This window comes from Bifidobacterium sp. ESL0827 (assembly GCF_052606685.1).
In genome coordinates this window covers 1,139,692-1,157,256 of the sequence record NZ_CP199597.1, presented here as the reverse complement: position 1 = coordinate 1,157,256, position 17,565 = coordinate 1,139,692, and the positions used below count along the sequence as shown (strand labels likewise).

The 17,565-nt window shown below is 51.5% G+C and carries 9 protein-coding genes; 3 read left to right on the top strand and 6 right to left on the bottom strand.

Annotated features, from left to right (window positions below; all coding sequences use genetic code 11):
• Positions 1–263 precede the first annotated feature (263 nt).
• Positions 264–1,262, bottom strand: coding sequence for an MFS transporter (locus ACUIAI_RS04555; protein ID WP_445341674.1), 999 nt, complete (start codon positions 1,260–1,262; stop codon positions 264–266).
• Positions 1,263–2,870: 1,608 nt separating this feature from the next.
• Here ACUIAI_RS04555 and ACUIAI_RS04550 point away from each other — a divergent pair.
• A complete protein-coding gene (locus tag ACUIAI_RS04550; protein WP_445341673.1) occupies positions 2,871–4,106 on the top strand; it encodes an MFS transporter in 1,236 nt (411 codons plus the stop codon).
• 635 nt (positions 4,107–4,741) lie between these two features.
• Here the strand turns inward: ACUIAI_RS04550 and ACUIAI_RS04545 are convergent.
• From ACUIAI_RS04545 to ACUIAI_RS04535, 3 genes are all read right to left on the bottom strand, one after another.
• Positions 4,742–5,317 carry a cysteine hydrolase gene (locus tag ACUIAI_RS04545; protein WP_254477342.1) on the bottom strand — a complete coding sequence of 192 codons (576 nt, stop codon included), beginning with the start codon at positions 5,315–5,317 and terminating at the stop codon, positions 4,742–4,744.
• A 58-nt stretch (positions 5,318–5,375) separates the two neighbouring features.
• Positions 5,376–6,839, bottom strand: coding sequence for a purine-cytosine permease family protein (locus ACUIAI_RS04540; protein WP_445341672.1), 1,464 nt, complete (start codon positions 6,837–6,839; stop codon positions 5,376–5,378).
• Between the two features lie 2,121 nt (positions 6,840–8,960).
• A complete protein-coding gene (locus tag ACUIAI_RS04535; protein WP_445341671.1) occupies positions 8,961–10,082 on the bottom strand; it encodes a helix-turn-helix domain-containing protein in 1,122 nt (373 codons plus the stop codon).
• A gap of 8 nt (positions 10,083–10,090) precedes the next feature.
• On the opposite strand from ACUIAI_RS04535, the gene ACUIAI_RS04530 reads away from it, so the two are divergent.
• Positions 10,091–12,130: an ABC transporter ATP-binding protein gene (locus tag ACUIAI_RS04530; protein WP_445341670.1), complete on the top strand. Its 2,040-nt coding sequence runs from the start codon at positions 10,091–10,093 to the stop codon at positions 12,128–12,130.
• The gene (locus ACUIAI_RS04525) at positions 12,131–13,888 is read left to right on the top strand and encodes an ABC transporter ATP-binding protein (RefSeq protein WP_445341669.1); all 1,758 of its coding nucleotides are present in this window, start codon (positions 12,131–12,133) and stop codon (positions 13,886–13,888) included.
• 716 nt (positions 13,889–14,604) lie between these two features.
• Here the strand turns inward: ACUIAI_RS04525 and ACUIAI_RS04520 are convergent.
• Together ACUIAI_RS04520 and ACUIAI_RS04515 are read right to left on the bottom strand one after the other, a co-directional pair.
• The gene (locus ACUIAI_RS04520; RefSeq protein ID WP_445341668.1) at positions 14,605–15,867 is read right to left on the bottom strand and encodes an MFS transporter; all 1,263 of its coding nucleotides are present in this window, start codon (positions 15,865–15,867) and stop codon (positions 14,605–14,607) included.
• Between the two features lie 149 nt (positions 15,868–16,016).
• Complete coding sequence (locus ACUIAI_RS04515; protein ID WP_445341667.1) at positions 16,017–17,465, bottom strand: FAD-binding oxidoreductase; 1,449 nt, start codon at positions 17,463–17,465, stop codon at positions 16,017–16,019.
• Positions 17,466–17,565: the final 100 nt, after the last annotated feature.

The following is a 17,565-nucleotide window of genomic DNA, read 5'->3' as shown; positions in this document are numbered from 1 at the left end:
TTTATGCTCCACGAGTTTAGGTTCAGGTGCTTCGGGGACTTCTTAATCAAATCTTGTCTTCTTGAAAACGATATGCTGCATCTTTGCGGCATTTATATATCAGATTTCCCATGTTGGTGCTACTGCTCGATATGCGTACAGCCATTAGGTATTCTTCATATATTTGTTCGCAATCAGAACTAAAATCCCGGCGATTCCAATAGTAGTGATTGCGGTATTTCGATCCGCACTCCAACCTATGATCGAGTTGCAGACCATGCCAATCAAGCACCTAGCGAGCTCGGAATATTAAGAACAGTGGAACGCTGATCAGATGGAATCAGACTATTCGCAACTGCCGAAGTTATGGGTCCCCTTCCATTCATACCCATTACGACAAGCAGGAATCCGATCGCTACAACGATTGGTGAAGGAACTGCCATGAGCGCGAAACCAGCCGCCCCTATAGTAAAGGCTAAAAAGAGAGCTTTTGATCTTCCCAGGTATACCTCAAGCTTGTCAGAAAGGTAGCTATAAACTGCGGCTAAAATAAGAGCAGTGGATGACAGCAAGCCCCAGTATGACATTGGCAAATTCGTATGTTCATATAAGGGTTGATTTAACGCATAAACAGCGTTGAAAAGCACGAACGAAGCGTTAGATGTGATGCTAACGAAAGCGAGAACAGGCCTTCTTATCAATACGTTTGCTCCCTTCATCAAATCCTGCAGAAATGACCTCTTGCTTGTACTGTGTTTGCGATTGCTCACAGGAATAGAAGGCAGTCTAAGCATGAATAAGAACCCGATGAACGGGACATTAGCGGTTGCATGTGCGGGAAACGAGATATTTAGGTGAGCGAGGTATGATCCGCACAATGAGGCAAGCACGCCACTTATGAGTTCCAGTGATTTACAGAAGCCGAAGACCCCTATTGCAAGCTTGTCTGCATCCTTATTAAGAGATTCGTAAACATATGCTTCTAATATGCTTGAGATTAGCGCAATGCTGAAACCACTCATGTTGTAGAACACCGCATACCAAGCAAAGCCCTGGCCTAGAGCATAGACTATATTTGAAACAGCACTAAGCGCAAACCCAATATAATCGGCGCTTTCTATCAACTTTATCCGCCAAACACCAGAGGGCATTTCGACTAACAATATTGAGAGGAGAAGCACGCTTTCCAGTGTGAAAATCTCTGAGTCGTCTAGGCCTCTGGAAGTAAGAAGGACAGCACTTACAGGAGTATAAAAGTAAGGGCAGAAGCAATTTGGCCACATGCTATCGTGGAAAGACCTTTAGACCCTTTCACTGCCAATCTTGCAGTTGAACTCGTTCTTATTTTATTATAATTCTCTTTCTTGGGCTGATGGAGAATATAATTTATCCGGTCACTTTTCCGTATCGTGAGTGTATCCAAAACGCTCACGGTTGGACCTACGAATGAGTCTGCAATTTCAATCAGGTTTTCTATATTCGCCTTCGTATAAACCCTACACTGTGTGGTAAATACGGAGCGTTGATCCTTCGCCTAATACAATGTCGTTCAATCCAGTTGATTCGCATCAAGATGGCTTCAAGCTCTAGTGACAAAGAGCTACGCTTGGGATGCGTCATAGGAATAGGTGGTTCACTAATGCTGAGGCAATATTCGAAGCAGGGCATGGTGCAGATATGGCAGGATCGTAGCTGGCTAAGACTTTTGTGTTTGAGACCTTAAGCGGGTTCCGGTTCGACGTGATGTTCTCCGGAATCTTGATCATTGTTCTTCTTATCTGAAGCAGGATGAAGCATGTCATTGAATGGATTTGGTCTTCACTGTAAGTGTTCGTGATGGTTCTTAATGGTTTGTCGGATTGGTGCTCTCTGAACGATGGCACGCAGACGATGAGATGTTCATAGGAGTTGAGAACCGAATATGTTCGAACCGATGCGCGGATCTCCGATATTCCTGAAGGCTTTTCAGCAAGGTCACAGACCTGTGGCAGCAGGGTCAGCCTGGTACGGTCAAGGGATTGACCGTGGGATTGTTAATAACCATCCTGTATTGGATAAAAGTTTGATGTCTGCAATCTTCGAAAAATGATATGCAAATTATTTATCATTTTTCTGATAAGGCCGTTACCTTTGTGCTCCGAAGTGGTCATATTATTGCTGGCAAATTCAAAACTATAGATTAGTAGTTGTTGAACTATAGTATTTTAACAATTTTACTTCTTCTTACGTCAGCTGTTCGTTTGTGCAAAATCCAGGAGAACGAGAGAGACTTTTGCGTTGCTCGGGTAAACAGACAGTTTAATTTTTTTTTTTGAAGCAGATAAGGATTACCGATAGACAGCATATGACGATTGTCTCTAATCTGAGGTAAAAAATCGTTAACGTAAGTTGATCATTTAGAGCAACTATCCAGATCTCAACCCAGAGATTCAATTAATCTATCAACTTTAGGTGACACCTTGGAATTCTATACAAAACATGTTCGGCAGACCCAAACCATCAATTCTTTTGAGCAAAAATGCCCCCCCCCCCCCCCCTGTCGCCCGGTACCATGCTTGCGGGGGGGGGGGCAGCAACTGACGGGGAACCCTCACTCATTCCCCGGTCATGCCCTACTTGCAGAATTGGTTCGATACAAGAGGGTAATAATGATTTTGTTAGTCATTTATATCCGTTTATCTCCCGTGGTTGATCAAGATTTTAAATAAATTATGACATATACAATTGCTACTATTTGACTGTATCGAATAACACTATGGACGAGCTAATGGTGGAGAAACTAGTAGATTTAGATTAAATAGTCGTAATTTGTATGGATGCTGTCGCTCTAGAACGAGACGTTCACTCATATAAAGTAATACTAATCGGAGATAAAGGCCTCGGATATTTTCATGGACAATTTATTAAAGAATAGGAACAACAGATTATATCTTTCCTCAGTAGTTACAGATAACTTTGGGAGTTCTTTAATGATGTTTGCGTTACCTCTCATGGTACTGGATATAACAGGTAGCGGAATACATCTGTCATTTATCTCTGCGATCGAAACAATACCGTTCCTTATCTTGGGTCTTCCGATAGGTGCGATAATAGATAGATTAGATGTAAAGAAGATCATTGTCTTTAGTGATTTGATCAGGTTGCTGAGTTATTCGGTTCTTGCTCTCGCATTGGCGTTGAAAATACCGTCAGCATTTATGATTTTTGTCATTTACATAGTTTCGCTTGCAGTAAGTGTTATGAATATTTTAAGTACAGTGTCGGAAATTACTTTTGTTTCATTCTTAGTCAAAAAAGAGGATTTTTCGAAATTAAACAGTACGGTTTACGGAATACAGTATGGTGTCAATTTCGCTTTACCCATACTAGGGGGAGTGCTGTATAAATATTTTCCTCACAGTTTGCTGACTGCAATTTGCGCGGTTTTCTATTTAATTAGCCTATTGCTGGTGAATAATATAATTCTGGTATCCCAGAGCGACCCTTCTGCAAGGTTATCCTCTGTTAAGTACAGTATAAATGTAGTATTCACAGATATAAAGGATGGGGTGCGATACACTGCTAAAATTCGCGCTGTTCTGTACCCTCTTGTGCTTGCCGCCTTGGTTAATGTAGCATCGGCTAACTTTCAGAACGATAGTCTGATCGTCTTACGTCAACAAATAGGTCTTTCTTCTGACCAAATTGGTTTGATTTTGTCCATCGCAGCAGTCAGTGCCCTAATTGGAACAGTCGTAGTAAATTGGTTAAATAAAAAAATCGAGTTTGGTAAACTTTTGGTACTGTCGATTATTGCTGGATCTCTATTTCGGACAGTATTTGCATTAAGCACGAATTTAGTAATTTTAGTTTCTTCTATTGCATGCATTGCGATTAATGAGTCGATTCTCAATATCAGTATAATCACGAATCGACAGAATGAAGTTGGGCAAGAATACCTTGGTAGGGTCACGAGTATATACAAGGCAGTTCTAATCGGTGTGAATTCTATAGGCTATTTACTTGGCGGATTTGTTGCCAATAAGATAGGTTCAAGATTAGGTATCGGAATATCAGCGGTTGAACTTTTCGTAGTCTCAATAGTAGGTATACTGTTGATGACTTTTGTGAGGGTGCATAACGATTAGTTTCACCGTGAAAGATATCCATGAGGACTTTATCGTTAAAGAGAATAGTTATATCTGAGATAGGGGCGGGATGCTTTGATAAAGCTATCGATCCAATTTCCACGGAGTTTTCAGGGCATGCTATAGTGCATCGACCTACAAAGCGACAGTTTTCTAAAACAAATGCAACTCAGGGGCTGCTTTGCGTGCGTCGTTGACTACTGCTTTGACTGGGACTTCATTGATAGCCAGCTTCTTGAGTGCAATTTTGGCGCATGGATTTGGGGTTCGTTAGCTTCTTACGTATGCCAGTGGAGCAGTGAGTAAGCCATTGCTTTTGACGCGTTGTATTACCGTGTGTACACCTCGTATAGCTCTTATATTTTTCATACATTCTTTTGATGTCTGTGTATGTTATTTATGCACTAACGGGCGCACTTCGCTGGGGGTCTGTTGTATTTTACCTTCTGCCATTTGGTTGATCGGCAATTCACTTAACGATACGTGTGGCAGTTAAATACTATAGGTAACGTGTAATCAGGTGATCAGCAGACGCTCAAAGTACTCAATGTATCATTGATTTATGCTGTAGGTGGTTCTTCGGTTTGTGAGAGAAGAACCACCTTCCAGTTAAATATATATTGAAATAATGATGACTAGTCTGCTTTGTGGCTCACTAGCAGTGAACCGGTGTCGGTGATGGTGATGAGTGGTGTGAACAGGGCCATCGTATCGATTGCCAGCTTGTGGTTTTCCGGTGTGGATCCAGCGCAGGCATCTGCTGCCAATCGAACGGCGATACCTTGGTCTGCAGCCGCCAAGGCGGTCTGCAACACACAGGCATCGGTGGCGACACCGCACAGGGCTATCTTCTGGGACCCCTTTATTGCCGCCTGCAATTCCGGCCCCCACTTGCCGAAAGTGCTGAGCGAGACAATTGGATGCCCCTTGGCGAGCTCGGCGGTCTCTGGTGTGAGGTCATACATGGGATCGTCGGAGGGGACCTGGAATTCCGGCCATTCGTTCATATATTCCACCCATACGCCTTTTGGCGGCTGCGGCGCAATGTATCTGGTGTAAGCAACGCGGTCGCCGTATGCCTTGGCGAGACGGATGTAGTTCTTGTTGGTCTGATAGTAGGTGCCGTCGGAGCAGGCCCAACGGGACCACTCGTTGTGGGCGAATACCTCCTGGCGGTCAATCACCACTAGCCATTCATCATCGTTGATCATGATAATTTCCTTTCCTGTTGTGGAGCGTGGAGCGCATCCCTCTGCGCTCCTTGCGATTTCAGTTGATGCTCTCCTGACGACGGATATCGCCCTTCTGGAAGAAAATCGTTCCAAGGAATCCGACAGCCAGGGCTATGATGACACCCAGGTTTGCTGCCGCCCAGGTCCCGTACTTACCTCCGATGGGGCCCAGTAGGTATCCCTGCCAGTTGAGCCAGTTGGCGGAGGAGTTTACGACCAGTCCCCAGCCAAGGAAGGTGGCGATGGTAAGGATGGCAAAAGCGGTGATGTTCCAGGAATCATATCGTCCCTCGGATTGATAGAGGTCGGTGGTGTCATAGTCCTTCCGGCGAAGCAGGATGTCGGCTACGAACATGCCCGCCCAGGCGGCCATGGGTACGCCGAGCGTAATCAGGAAGCCTTGGAAGGGGCCGATGAATGTGGAGGAGAAGAAGGTTACATAGACTACTCCGATTACGGTCAGCACGGCGGTGATGGCCGCTGCGAGTGTCCGCGGGAGCTTGATGCCGAAGGAGAGCAGGGCCAGACCATTGGAGTAGTTGTCCATGATGGCCCCAGCTATCAACCCCAGCACCGCAACGATGGTGAATGGAATCAGATACCAGGTAGGCAATATGCTGGCCATGGCTCCGATGGGGTCATTGCCTACGTTTTCGGCCAGGCCTTTGTTGGAGACGGCCAGAAGCAGGCCGTAGACGATAAGGAAGATGTTGGCGATGGAGGCGCTGAAGGTGGTCCAGACAACGATTCCTGTGTTGGAGGCGCTGTGGGGCAGGTATCGCGAGTAGTCCGCTGCGATGTTGACCCATCCCAGGCCAAAGCCTGTCATCACGAAGAAGCAGCAGCCCAGCATGGCTGGCAAGGAACCGGAGTGGGCGGAGGAGATGGCGGAGAAGTCGATATTGCCCCAGCCGATGATGAAGAAACCTGCAATTACGATCGCGGTGACGATGGTGATGATCTGTTGGAGGCGCATGATCAGGTCGTAGCCGTAAATGCCGGCAACGACAACCAGCCCGATGATTATCCAGGTAGAGATGATTTTGGGGCTTGCGCCTGATCCCCAGCCGAGTTTTTCGATGGTCGAAGACGCTGCCAGTACGGCCGTGGTCGTTAGGGATATCTCCCACCCTAGTGTGGCTATCCAAGACATGGCGGCCGGTACTTTGGCGCCCTCCACGCCGAAAATTGCCCGGGTGAGGACCATGGTTGGGGCGTTGCCGCGCTTGCCTGCGATGGAGATGATGCCAACAAGCAGGAATGAGATGACGACACCTGCGATGGTGGTAAATGTAGCCTGCCAGAAGGAGATGCCGAATCCTAGTGCCCAGGCGCCATAGGACATGGCCAGCACTGAGATATTGGCGGAGAACCATGGCCAGAAGAGACTTGATGGCTTGCCCTTACGCTCAGACTCGGCAATGGTGTCGATGCCTTGGGCCTCAACGCTCAGGGCTGAGCCTTTGCCGGTTCCTTCTTTGGATGCACTGTGCTCATTCATGTTGATTCCTCATATCTTGTGGCGCTCGTTGACGGATTTTGGACGAACGCCATGTTGGTGTTGGTAAAGTCTTGGATTTTCTGTGGTGCGAGCGGGTGGCCGGATCGGCTTTTGTCACAGACAAGGATGCGGCTGGTTTGGCGTAAGAGTTTGTTTCGGGTCGGGGCAGCACTTGGATGGTTTAGTGCAGAGCAACCTATGTATGGCAGTCGCCTGCCTTTTGGTATCCAGAGGGATGAGGGGGGGTCCAAGGATGTCTCGGACCTAGCTGCCCAGACAGAGCTGGGAACCGTAAGGACCGATCTGCACAATCAGAGTCGAGTCAAGGGTTTGGCATAGTTGCGGGAAGGCAACTGTGCCGCCGTCTTCTGTTTCGCCTGTATTAGCCGGTTATTCCATACCAACTTTCTACGCGATGATAGGTACCTCACCATGGTTGGAGGACCAGATGGGGGAGTAGCCCACCAGGGCCTGCACAGCCGTATCTTCTGCCTGACCAAACACTGGTGAGGCATCGAAAATCGTTGTGAGCTGTCTCGGGCTCGGGTGAGACCGAAGAAATCTGAGCAGCGCCTGGGCGCTACGGTGCACCAAATGATGGCTGGTGTTATGCCCGACTTTTGAGCAAGTTGAAGTTTCAAGGAGGGTCGATCACCGTTCAGCGGTTCACCCGCTTCGATCCGCTTGGCGAAATGGCCCGCCACGCTCTGAGATTGGGACCGGCGACCACTGTCGACCGGTTTGGACATCCATGTCATGTCTTCAGTATTGTACAGGTTTATTTGCATGTTGGTTCCGGTTTAGTGAAGAGGAACTTCTGGAAAGTGTGCTCGTTGTTGCCTGATGCTGGCGCGCCACATTTTCCGTAAATCCTGTATGGAAAAGATGAAACTCAACGAAGGGGTGCAAAGTGACCATACCCGGTACCTTTATAGGGTCTCATCGATATCCGCAACATGCTTTGCTCCAGGACCTCGTCTTGCCCGATGGAACGACCTTGCCGCGGGTGGAGTGGGAGGACAACTGTTGCGGTCCGGCATGCATCCAGTCGATTCTGGATGCCGAAGGACTTCCTGTACAGACTCTCGACACTTTGTTGGCTGAGAGGATTGAGAGCGGAGCCTACGATGTTGCCAAAGGGTGGATATTGAGGGTCTTCTTGAAATGGGACGTTCCTTTGGCTTGGATGGTGAGGTTTTCCCCGAAGCCATAATCGGTTTTCTAGAAGGTCTACCCGCAGTCCACGTTGCTCCTATAGTCTCTGTATCCTGCAACTTGCAGCCACTTGGTCGTATTTCGTGGCACTCGGGCGTCTAGCACAGAAGGTGAAGCCTGTTGCTGCGATGATCCTTCAACCTAAGAGCCACTGTCGATGAAGTAGAGCGGACCAAATTTTGGTCAAGCTTCTCCGGTCGTGCGCTTATCTTGAAAAGCGCGAAAGCCTGACAGGAGCTGCTTTCGGTTTATCGTAGATTAACGCTAAGAAGCATATTTTGTTACTCGAAGACCCATCCAGCTTTTTGACATTGCCAATGCTTATCCGTATAGGAATTCTGGACGATACCTGGGTCAGGGCCTGAAGAAGTAGCGAAGTAGGACGGAATCGCCGTTGCCACCAAAGTCTTTCCTCCCCGTCGGATCACTCCAACTAGCGCGTGCATTCCCGTTAGCCTATCATGCAGCAAATCGACTATAGCCTGGAACGTTTGGGCATAGTCTACGTAGACTTCTATATCAGTCACCGCTGGGAATGCCTCGCATCATCGAAGAGAAATGGATGCTCTGCACAATCTGGTGAAAGCAGGAAAAGTACATTACCCGGGAGCAAGCGCCATCTACGCCTGAAAGTTCTAGAAATAACGACACGTGGCGGCAAGCCGCGGATAGGCTCCTTAGTTTCGATGCAGAGCCATATGGACCTGATCTAAATGTGAGGAGCAACGTGAGCTGGTTCCCTTCTGTCAGGACGGAAACATCACCATCGCTTCATACGGCTCCTCTGCCAGGACGCCAAAATCTGACAAGGATCTCAGCTAGGGGAACGTTCATAAGGTCATAGTCCTCGGTTCTGTGACCGTCTACTTGACTTTCGCAATTGCGGACGTATAAATTGCAGCGAGCTTATTCGATACGCTTGCTTTGCTTGCGCCAAGAGATTGGAGCGATCCCGGTTTCTCTGGTGAAAGCCGCGCTGAATGAACTGAGATGCGTATATCCGACCTGCCTGCCAATCCAGGCAATGTCCTCCGTGGTTGACGAGAGAAGGTGGCGGGCCCGGTCCATTCTTTGCTCTCTGATGTACCTGGCGAGACTTGTACCGGTCTGACGTCTGAAGGCGAGGCATAAACGTGTGCGTCCCACATACAGGGATTGGGCTATCTGATCGATCGAGAGGTCGCCGCCAAGATGGGATTGGATGTGAGTTTTGACCTGCTGGACTAGGTCGTGGTCGAGCGACGGTTCGTGGCTCTGTTCAGGTGCAGAGGAAGCCTGGGCCAACATTGCCATGAGGAGGTCGATGTGTGCTTTGATGAGGAACTCCGTCTGGCCCGGCCTTCCGGGGGACAACTTTGACATGGCGGTTAAAGCGGCCAGGGCAATACCGGGTGGCCAGGGTTGGCAGAAGGCGTCAAAGAGTCCCTTGATCTGGCCAGGCCATTGGTTTTCCAGCTCCATGAAATAGTGGGGCAGGATGCAGATGCTCCGGGTCCGTGAGCGGGAGCCTGCCGGCATACGGTTGGTGACTGATCCTGCCCGCTGGACCAGGGAGGCCATATTGCTCTCCTGCATCGTACACGGCTGCAATTCGTAAGGAGCGGCGTTGGATGCCGGGCTTTCATCCAGGGTCAGGCAGGCGTAGTCGGTTATGGCGTACTCACTGAAATCCATCTCGCGCAGGAAGGTGATGTCGTGCCATATGACCAGGCAATAAGGACCTGCCGGATTGGCTTGGAATCTTCCCCGGCAAATGTCGCCATCGACCTGCCCTTCCAGTCCACCCGACCGGTGATGGAGCTCCATGCCGAGTTGTTCCACCTGGGGACGGTACAGGGTCTGAATCTCGCGGGATTCGGAGCGTATCTCGTGGTCTGTCATTGCGCACCTGGTTTCATGCTGCCGGCCTTGCAGCGATCTCGATAGACTTTCGTTTTCGTTCGCACCTTTTATGGATTCATCCGTTGCTCTGTGACGGTCTTCCAGCCGTTGGCTTCTCAGATTACGTTCGATGGCAACGAACGACAAGGCTTTGGATGAAAATCAGGAGGAAAGGGATGACCACAGACCAGGTGGATTCGGGAAGCAAACCGGATCCTATAGAAAGTAAAGCTCAGGGTGGTGGAGGCTGGCCTGGACAGGAGAGGTCGCATGGGCGTAGTTCATTAATGCGGCTGCTTGATTTCGCTGGCCCTCGTAAGGTGTTTTCCTATCTCGGCTGTGGTCTGTCCGCCCTCTCCACGATTGCCGGCCTTGGACCCTATATCTGCATATGGCTGGCGGTAAAAGACCTCCTCGCCGTAGCGCCGAAGTGGTCCCAGGCCACGGGAATCGCCATATACGGATGGGCCGGATTGGGGTTTGCGGCGGCTTCCGTCATTCTGTACTGTGCAGGACTGTTGATGGCGCATCTGGCAGCTTTTCGGAGTGCCTCCAACATGCGTAAAGAGGCCATAAGCCACCTGATGAGCCTGCCTCTGGGTTATTTCGACCTCCATGCTTCAGGGGAGTTGCGTCGCACCATTGATGGCTCGGCGGGCGATACCGAGAATCTGCTTGCCCATATACTCCCTGATGCAGCCGGCTCCTTCGCCATGATTCTGGGTATGCCGATACTGATGCTGATTTTCGACTGGCGTATGGGCCTGGCCTGTCTCTTCCCCATCCTGATTGCCCTGGTCTGCATCCGTGTCATGATGAACGATCAGGGACAGTCCTTTATGAAGGAATACCAGGATGCCCTGGTGCGAATGTCCAAGACGGGAACCGAATATGTCCGTGGCATTCCGGTGGTCAAGGTCTTCCAGCAGACGGTTTATTCCTTCAAGGCCTTCCACGAGGCCATCGAGCATTACAGCCGAATAGCCAGGAACTATGCCATGCAAATCTGCCACCTGCCCCAGACCATTCAGATGACGGCCCTGAACGGGACTGTGGTTTTCATTATTCCTGTAGCTATCCTGCTGGCTCCAGGGCAGAGTGACTTTACCTCTTTCCTGACCGATTTCGCCTTCTATGCCGTCTTCTCGGGCATGGTTCCCACAGCCATGACTCGTCTGCAGTTCTCCAGTGAGTCCTTCAGCAAGGCTGACGATGCCTTAAACAGAATTACCGGCGTGCTCAGTATTGATCCCCTGACGGTAGCTGCCCAACCGAAACACCCGAAGTCGGCGGATGTGACTCTGGATCAGGCGTCATATACCTATCCGGGTGCCAATCGTCCAGCACTGGACCGGATTGACTTCAAGGTGCCGGAGGGTGGAATGGTGGCCCTGGTCGGTCCCTCGGGAGGAGGAAAATCGACCTGTGCCAGCCTGGTGCCGCGCTTTTGGGATGTGAACTCTGGCAGGGTCGCTGTGGGCGGCATTGATGTCAGGTCCATCGATTCCCACGATCTGATGGGGCAGGTCGCCTTTGTCTTCCAAACAAACAGGCTCTTTTCCGCGACCCTGCTCGAAAACGTCCGCGCAGCCAGGCCGGAAGCGACTGCCGAGCAGGTCCTGGATGCATTGAGAGCGGCTCAGTGCACGGACATCGTGGACAAGCTCCCCCAGGGGCTGGATACCATGCTCGGCTCCGGGGGAACCTATCTTTCCGGGGGAGAGGTCCAGCGTGTGGCCCTGGCCAGGGCGATCCTCAAGGAGTCTCCCATTGTGGTCCTGGATGAGGCGACCGCTTTTGCCGATCCCGAGAACGAGGTCCTGATACAGAAGGCGCTGACCAAGCTGACCCAGGATGAAGGGGGTCGGCGGCGAACCGTTCTTATGATTGCCCACCGTCTGTCGACTGTGGCGCATGCCGATCAAATTCTGGTGCTGGATGGGGGCCGCCTGGTTGAGCAGGGCACTCATCGCCAGCTTCTTGATGCGCAGGGTATCTATGCCCGTCTCTGGTCTGATTACGAGCGGGCGGTCTCCTGGAAGGTCGACAACTCTTCGAAGGCTGCCGACAAAGCGGATCAAAACCGCGCAGGCTTCACTGTGGTTGAGGATCGCACCGTTCCCGGTACGGATCCATTCGTTGCGGACATGTCGACCGGTGATTCCGCCGCTAAGAGGGAAGGAGGGGAGGCATAAGTGTTCGCCTCATTCAAGAAGAAGTATGCCCTGTCCGACCAAGGCATGAAGATCGTGGTTCTGGGAACGCTGTGGACCACGCTGACCAATCTGATCATCATGGCGGGAACGGGCTTCCTTCTGCTGGTCATGAAGGTTTTTGTTGAGCACCTGACAGCAGGGGCGCCCCTGCCGGAGATCTTGCCCTACCTGGCTGGTCTCCTGGCTTTTGCCTTGATTCTCTTCGGCTCCTCCTGGTTTCAATACAGTTATTCCTATGGCGCGGTCTTCAGCCAGACCGGAAAGCAGCGGATCGACCTGGCCGAGAGACTGCGCAAACTGCCGCTCTCCTTTTTTGGGCGGCGTGACCTAGCTGATCTGACCGATACCATTCTGGGTGACGTGGCCACCATGGAACATGCCTATGCCCATGCCTTGAGCCAGCTCTACGGTGCGGTCGTCTCATCCGTCCTGATATTCCTGTCGCTTCTGCCTATCAATTGGGCTCTTGACCTGGCTGCCTTCTGGAGTGTGCCGGTGGCCTTCGCTATCATCTTTGCCACTCGACGATTCGTTGAAGCTTCGTCACGGCGCACGAGGCAGGCTCAAATTAGAGTCAGTGATGGCATTCAGGAGGCGCTCGACTGTGTTCGGGAGATTCACGCCACTAACCAAGAAGACAGGTATCTGGACAGGCTCTTCTCGATCATCGATGACACCGAAGCCACCACGGTCCGAACCGAGATGACCAATGGCCTCATATTGAACTCCGCCATGGTGGTTTTGAGGTTGGGTGTGGCAACGACCTTCCTGGTGGCTGCTGGGTTGATCATTGAGGGCAGGATCGACTTCATGGTCATGTTCCTCTTTCTCCTGATGGTTTCACGGATCTATTCCCCGTTTGATCAGGCGCTGATGCTGGTTTCTGAGCTCTTTCAGTCCCAGAGTTCGGCACGGCGGATCCGCTCCATCACTGAGGAACCTGTGGCAGAGGGGAGTGAGGAATTCCACCCCGATGGGCACGATATCGTCTTCGACCACGTTGCCTTTTCCTATCCCGCGCTTGCGGGTAAGGCGGCAGGCGAGCCAGTTCTCGAAGATGTGAGTTTCACTGCCAGGGAGGGGGAGATCACGGCCCTGGTCGGCCCTTCGGGTTCCGGGAAATCGACCTGTGCTCGGCTGGCGGCTCGCTTCTGGGATGCTGCTGCAGGCTCCATCACCGTAGGAGGAGTGGATGTGAGCCAAGTGGATCCGGAGGTTCTTCTGCGCGACTATGCCATGGTTTTCCAGGACGTGATGCTCTTTGATGACACAGTCATGGGCAATATACGGATGGGGCGGAGCGGTGCCAGTGACGAGGATGTGTTGGCTGCGGCCAGGGCCGCCAACTGTGACCAGTTCGTCTCACGCCTGCCACTGGGGTATCAGACGATGATCGGTGAAAACGGCTCCAGACTTTCCGGGGGCGAGCGGCAACGAATCTCCATTGCCAGAGCCATCCTCAAGAATGCACCGATTGTCTTGCTTGACGAGGCTACCGCCTCCCTGGATGTAGAGAACGAGACGCAGGTGCAGGAAGCCCTGTCACAGCTGCTGGTGGGGAAGACCGTCATGGTCATCGCCCACCGGATGCGCACTGTCGAACAGGCCGACAAGATTGTCGTTCTTGACCATGGGCGTGTGGTCGAGCAGGGTTCTCCGCAGGAGCTTATGGCTGCAAATGGTGAGTTCGCGCGGATGGTTCGCTTGCAGGGGGAGAGCGCAGACTGGTCCTTATAGGGAGAGGGATTGAATCGATTCTTCGATGTTGCCTGGTTGGTGCGGGAAGGGACAGTGTTTACGTATTATCTACCTGTCTCACTTACATTGACGATCTCCAATCCCGTGCTACCAGTTTGCGCAAGAGTCACTCTTTTTGAACATTGCTCGCTGACGGTTGCAGAGGGCGAGAAGGTCGCCATCATAGGAGAGCCTGGTGTTGGCAAGAGAGCATTGCTGAACATCCTCGGCCTGCTCGATACATGCTGCTAGGCAGATCCGCGTGCATGCTGTCAGACCTAGAATCTGCCGTATGGAGGAACCAGAAAATCGGGTTCGTGCTGCAGGAATCTGCGCTCATCAGCTCCCTTAAGCATAGTGGACAACGTCAAGCTGCTCCTGCTCCACGTACGGACACCCGGCAAGGGAAATTCCGGAAGATCTGACCAGTTGGTCGACGCTCTCTGGACATCGGGCCTATCGTGGCAAAAACCGCTTGAATGATCTAGTGAGGAAAAGCATGAGCCGTCTTCGCACGGGCCGTCGTCATGAATCCCGAGGGTGTTTTTGCTGACGAGCCCTCTGTCGCTCTCGATTTTGAGAACAGGTCAAAGATTCTACGATTCGGGTTCCACAATCGTCATCATTACGCACGATGCCTCACTGACTGACCAACCTGATCGAATCGCCAAACTTCAACAAAGGCTCAGAACGTGGGTTTCTGGATTAGAGCAGGATCACTCCATGAGTGCCTTGAGCCTGGGACGCTGCTTCAATGCCCAAGCCCCGAGGATGAAAGTAATGATCATGCAAACCGCGCTAAGTGCAAACATTATGGCGTACCCGTGGGGCATGTCCACGATGGTTCCCCAGAAGAGGGCAGCAAAGGCTGAGGCCAAGACTCCGACCATCTGAACTCTGGAGTAAATGTTGGTGTAGTCCTTGGATCCGAATACAGCGCGAACCAGAAGTGGCGTCTGAACCGAGGGGAAAGCATAGGCGAATCCGAAGGCAAAGGATCCAAGTAAAAGCACAGGAGCGATCGTAGGCATCAAGGCCATCAGCGCCACACCCAGAATGCCGCAGCCGATGCCCATCCCCATGCCACCGATGATGCTTCTGTCGTTGGCAGCTCCCAAGAAGACCTTGCCTATGGCCTGTCCGGCCATGCAGCAGGATGCTATCAGACCCGTCAGGGTGGCAATCTGTGGTGCACTGTTCTGGAATGAATGAGCATAGGATGGCAGGAACTGATAGACGGTTTGGTTCATGGTAATAATGCCGCAGAAACCTGCCAGGGCGATGAAGGCGCTGGTTCTCATAGCCCTCGGCGCCATAACGCCTTTGGTTTGGAGCTCAGGTTCATTATCTGCTTCTGTCCGTTCAGAGCCGTAGGGGGCCAAACCCTTTTCTGAGGGATCGGAACGGACGATAAAAATGGTGAATGGGAGAGTGACCACTAATATGATGAGTCCGAATACCAGGTATCCACGGCGCCATCCATCATGCCCTGTTCTGATCAGTACAGTACCCAACTGGTTGAAGATGACCCCGCCGATGCCGGTGAAAGCCATGCAGAGCCCCGTCAGAAAACCTACCTTGACTTTGAACCAGGCATTGATCATGGCGGGTACAGCCAGGTAAAGGAGGGCCGGCAAACCGATTCCCATGACGACTCCCGCTATGTAGAATTGCCAGACGGCCGACATGAAAGATATGGAGAGGCATCCCATCCCCGACAGGAGTGCGCAGCATGTTAAAACGATGCGAAGGTCGAACTTGCTCATCAACTTGCCTGCTATGGGCAGGGCCACCATCATGGTGATGTTCAAGGCGCTGAAGTATCCTGCCACGGCTGCCTTGGAAACATGGAAGTACTCCGAAACGGGTGAGAAGAAGATGCCAGCGCAACTGTAGATCATGGCCCCAGGCACACCGGTGAAAATGATGCCGGAAAGAACGATCAGGAAAGCATATTTGGACTGCTTGGGCTTCTTCATGACTGACCCTGGGTTTTGAGTGGACATAGTTAAGGATTCCTCCCTAAAAAAATGAAATATGCGTCCGGGAACCTAAGACCGGTCAGGCTCCCGGACGGTTCGCCAGGATCGTTAATTTTCCAGGCAATGTTGTGGGATACTGGTTCCGATCAGATAACTTTCTGAGGGTTGAGAATGTTCTTGGGGTCCAAGGCCCGCTTCACAGCACGCATCATGGTGAGAGCCTGAGGCTGGGTTGTGGCAACCAGATAGTCGCGCTTGGCGTAACCGATCCCGTGTTCACCAGAGATCTTTCCTTGAAGCTCGTATGCTTTGCCATACAGAGCGTCGAAGGCCAGACGCAATTTGGTTCGCCAATCACGATCGTTCAGGTCGTCTCGGCATATGTAGAGGTGAAGGTTTCCGTTTCCGGCGTGCCCGAACCCGCCTATTCTGATTCCGTTATTTTCGGAATAGGAGTGCGTGAAGTCCACCATGTCTGCCAAAGATCCTACCGGAACCACAGCGTCAATCTCGTCCATTTGCGATGTCGAGTTTTTGAAGGCCTCGAGGAAGGAGTCCCGCGCTCGCCACACTTGGTCAGAGAGAGATTGGTCATCCAGAACGAATACATCGGCGGCCTCATGGGCCAGGCAGAGTTCAGCCGTTTCCTCATAGGCTTCCTCGATGGCTTGCTGACTGGCTCCATCGAAAGTCAGGAGAAGGTAGGCCTTGAATCCTTTTTCAGGGAAGGAATCGTGGGCGTAGTTCTCCCAGAGGGCAATAGAGTCCTCCTCAAAAAACTCCAGAGCAGTGGGTCTGATTCCAGTGGCTAAAATTCTGGGAACGTTTGAAATAGCTGCATGATAGTCGTTGAATGGGATGAGCAGGCTGGTGCTGAATTTGGGCAGTGGGAAGAGCTTGAGTCGGGCTTCGGTGACGATTGCCAAGGTGCCTTCGGATCCTATGATCAGGTCCTTCAAATCGAAACCAGAGCTGTTCTTGCTGACGATGCCGCCTAAGTTGACGATATCGCCGGAGGCTGTTACCACGGTTATGGCTTCTACCGAATTCCTGGTCACTCCGTATTTTACTGCTCTCATGCCGCCAGCGTTAGTAGATATGTTCCCGCCGATGGTGGCTGTTTTTTCACCAGGGTCCGGTGCATAGAGGAAACCGTGGTCCTTGGCATAGGCCGCTACATCCTTAAGAAGAACACCGGGCTGGGTGATCAGCATGGCATTGGTCACGTCAATTCCGATGATCTTGTTCATGCCGGCCAGGTCAATCATGATTCCACCCTCGACGGCCACCGAACCTCCGACCAGACCAGTTCCCCCGCCTCTGGCAACTACGGGAATCTCGTAGCGATCGGCTATTCTCAAGACCTGGGAGACATCCTCGGTACAGGTCGGCGTAATCAGAATATCGGGCAGGTGGAAGACGGTTTCCATCTCATCGTGCCCGTAGTCAGAGTTGATTTCGCTTCCTGATTTGAGTGCATCCGGGCCAAAGTGTTCTTTCAGTTCCTCCAGGGCCCCTTCGATCCGATCCGACTTCACTGGGTCCATGCTGGTCTGCGAGAACTGAGCAGACTGTGTTGGATTGATATTGTCCATTACCTCATTCCTTTCACGGGTATGTTGTCTTTTCATGTCGTTGCTTTATGCAGAATGATTTGCCCTGCCACTGTGTAGGCCAGTGGCGTAATCTGTGATC

Coding starts and splice junctions, on each gene's coding strand:
- ACUIAI_RS04530 (WP_445341670.1), top strand. CDS start 10,091: ATGAAAATCAGGAGGAAAGGGATGACCACAGACCAGGTGGATTCGGGA.
- ACUIAI_RS04515 (WP_445341667.1), bottom strand. CDS start 17,465: ATGGACAATATCAATCCAACACAGTCTGCTCAGTTCTCGCAGACCAGC.
- ACUIAI_RS04545 (WP_254477342.1), bottom strand. CDS start 5,317: ATGATCAACGATGATGAATGGCTAGTGGTGATTGACCGCCAGGAGGTA.
- ACUIAI_RS04550 (WP_445341673.1), top strand. CDS start 2,871: ATGGACAATTTATTAAAGAATAGGAACAACAGATTATATCTTTCCTCA.
- ACUIAI_RS04555 (WP_445341674.1), bottom strand. CDS start 1,262: ATGTGGCCAAATTGCTTCTGCCCTTACTTTTATACTCCTGTAAGTGCT.
- ACUIAI_RS04540 (WP_445341672.1), bottom strand. CDS start 6,839: ATGAATGAGCACAGTGCATCCAAAGAAGGAACCGGCAAAGGCTCAGCC.
- ACUIAI_RS04520 (WP_445341668.1), bottom strand. CDS start 15,867: ATGAAGAAGCCCAAGCAGTCCAAATATGCTTTCCTGATCGTTCTTTCC.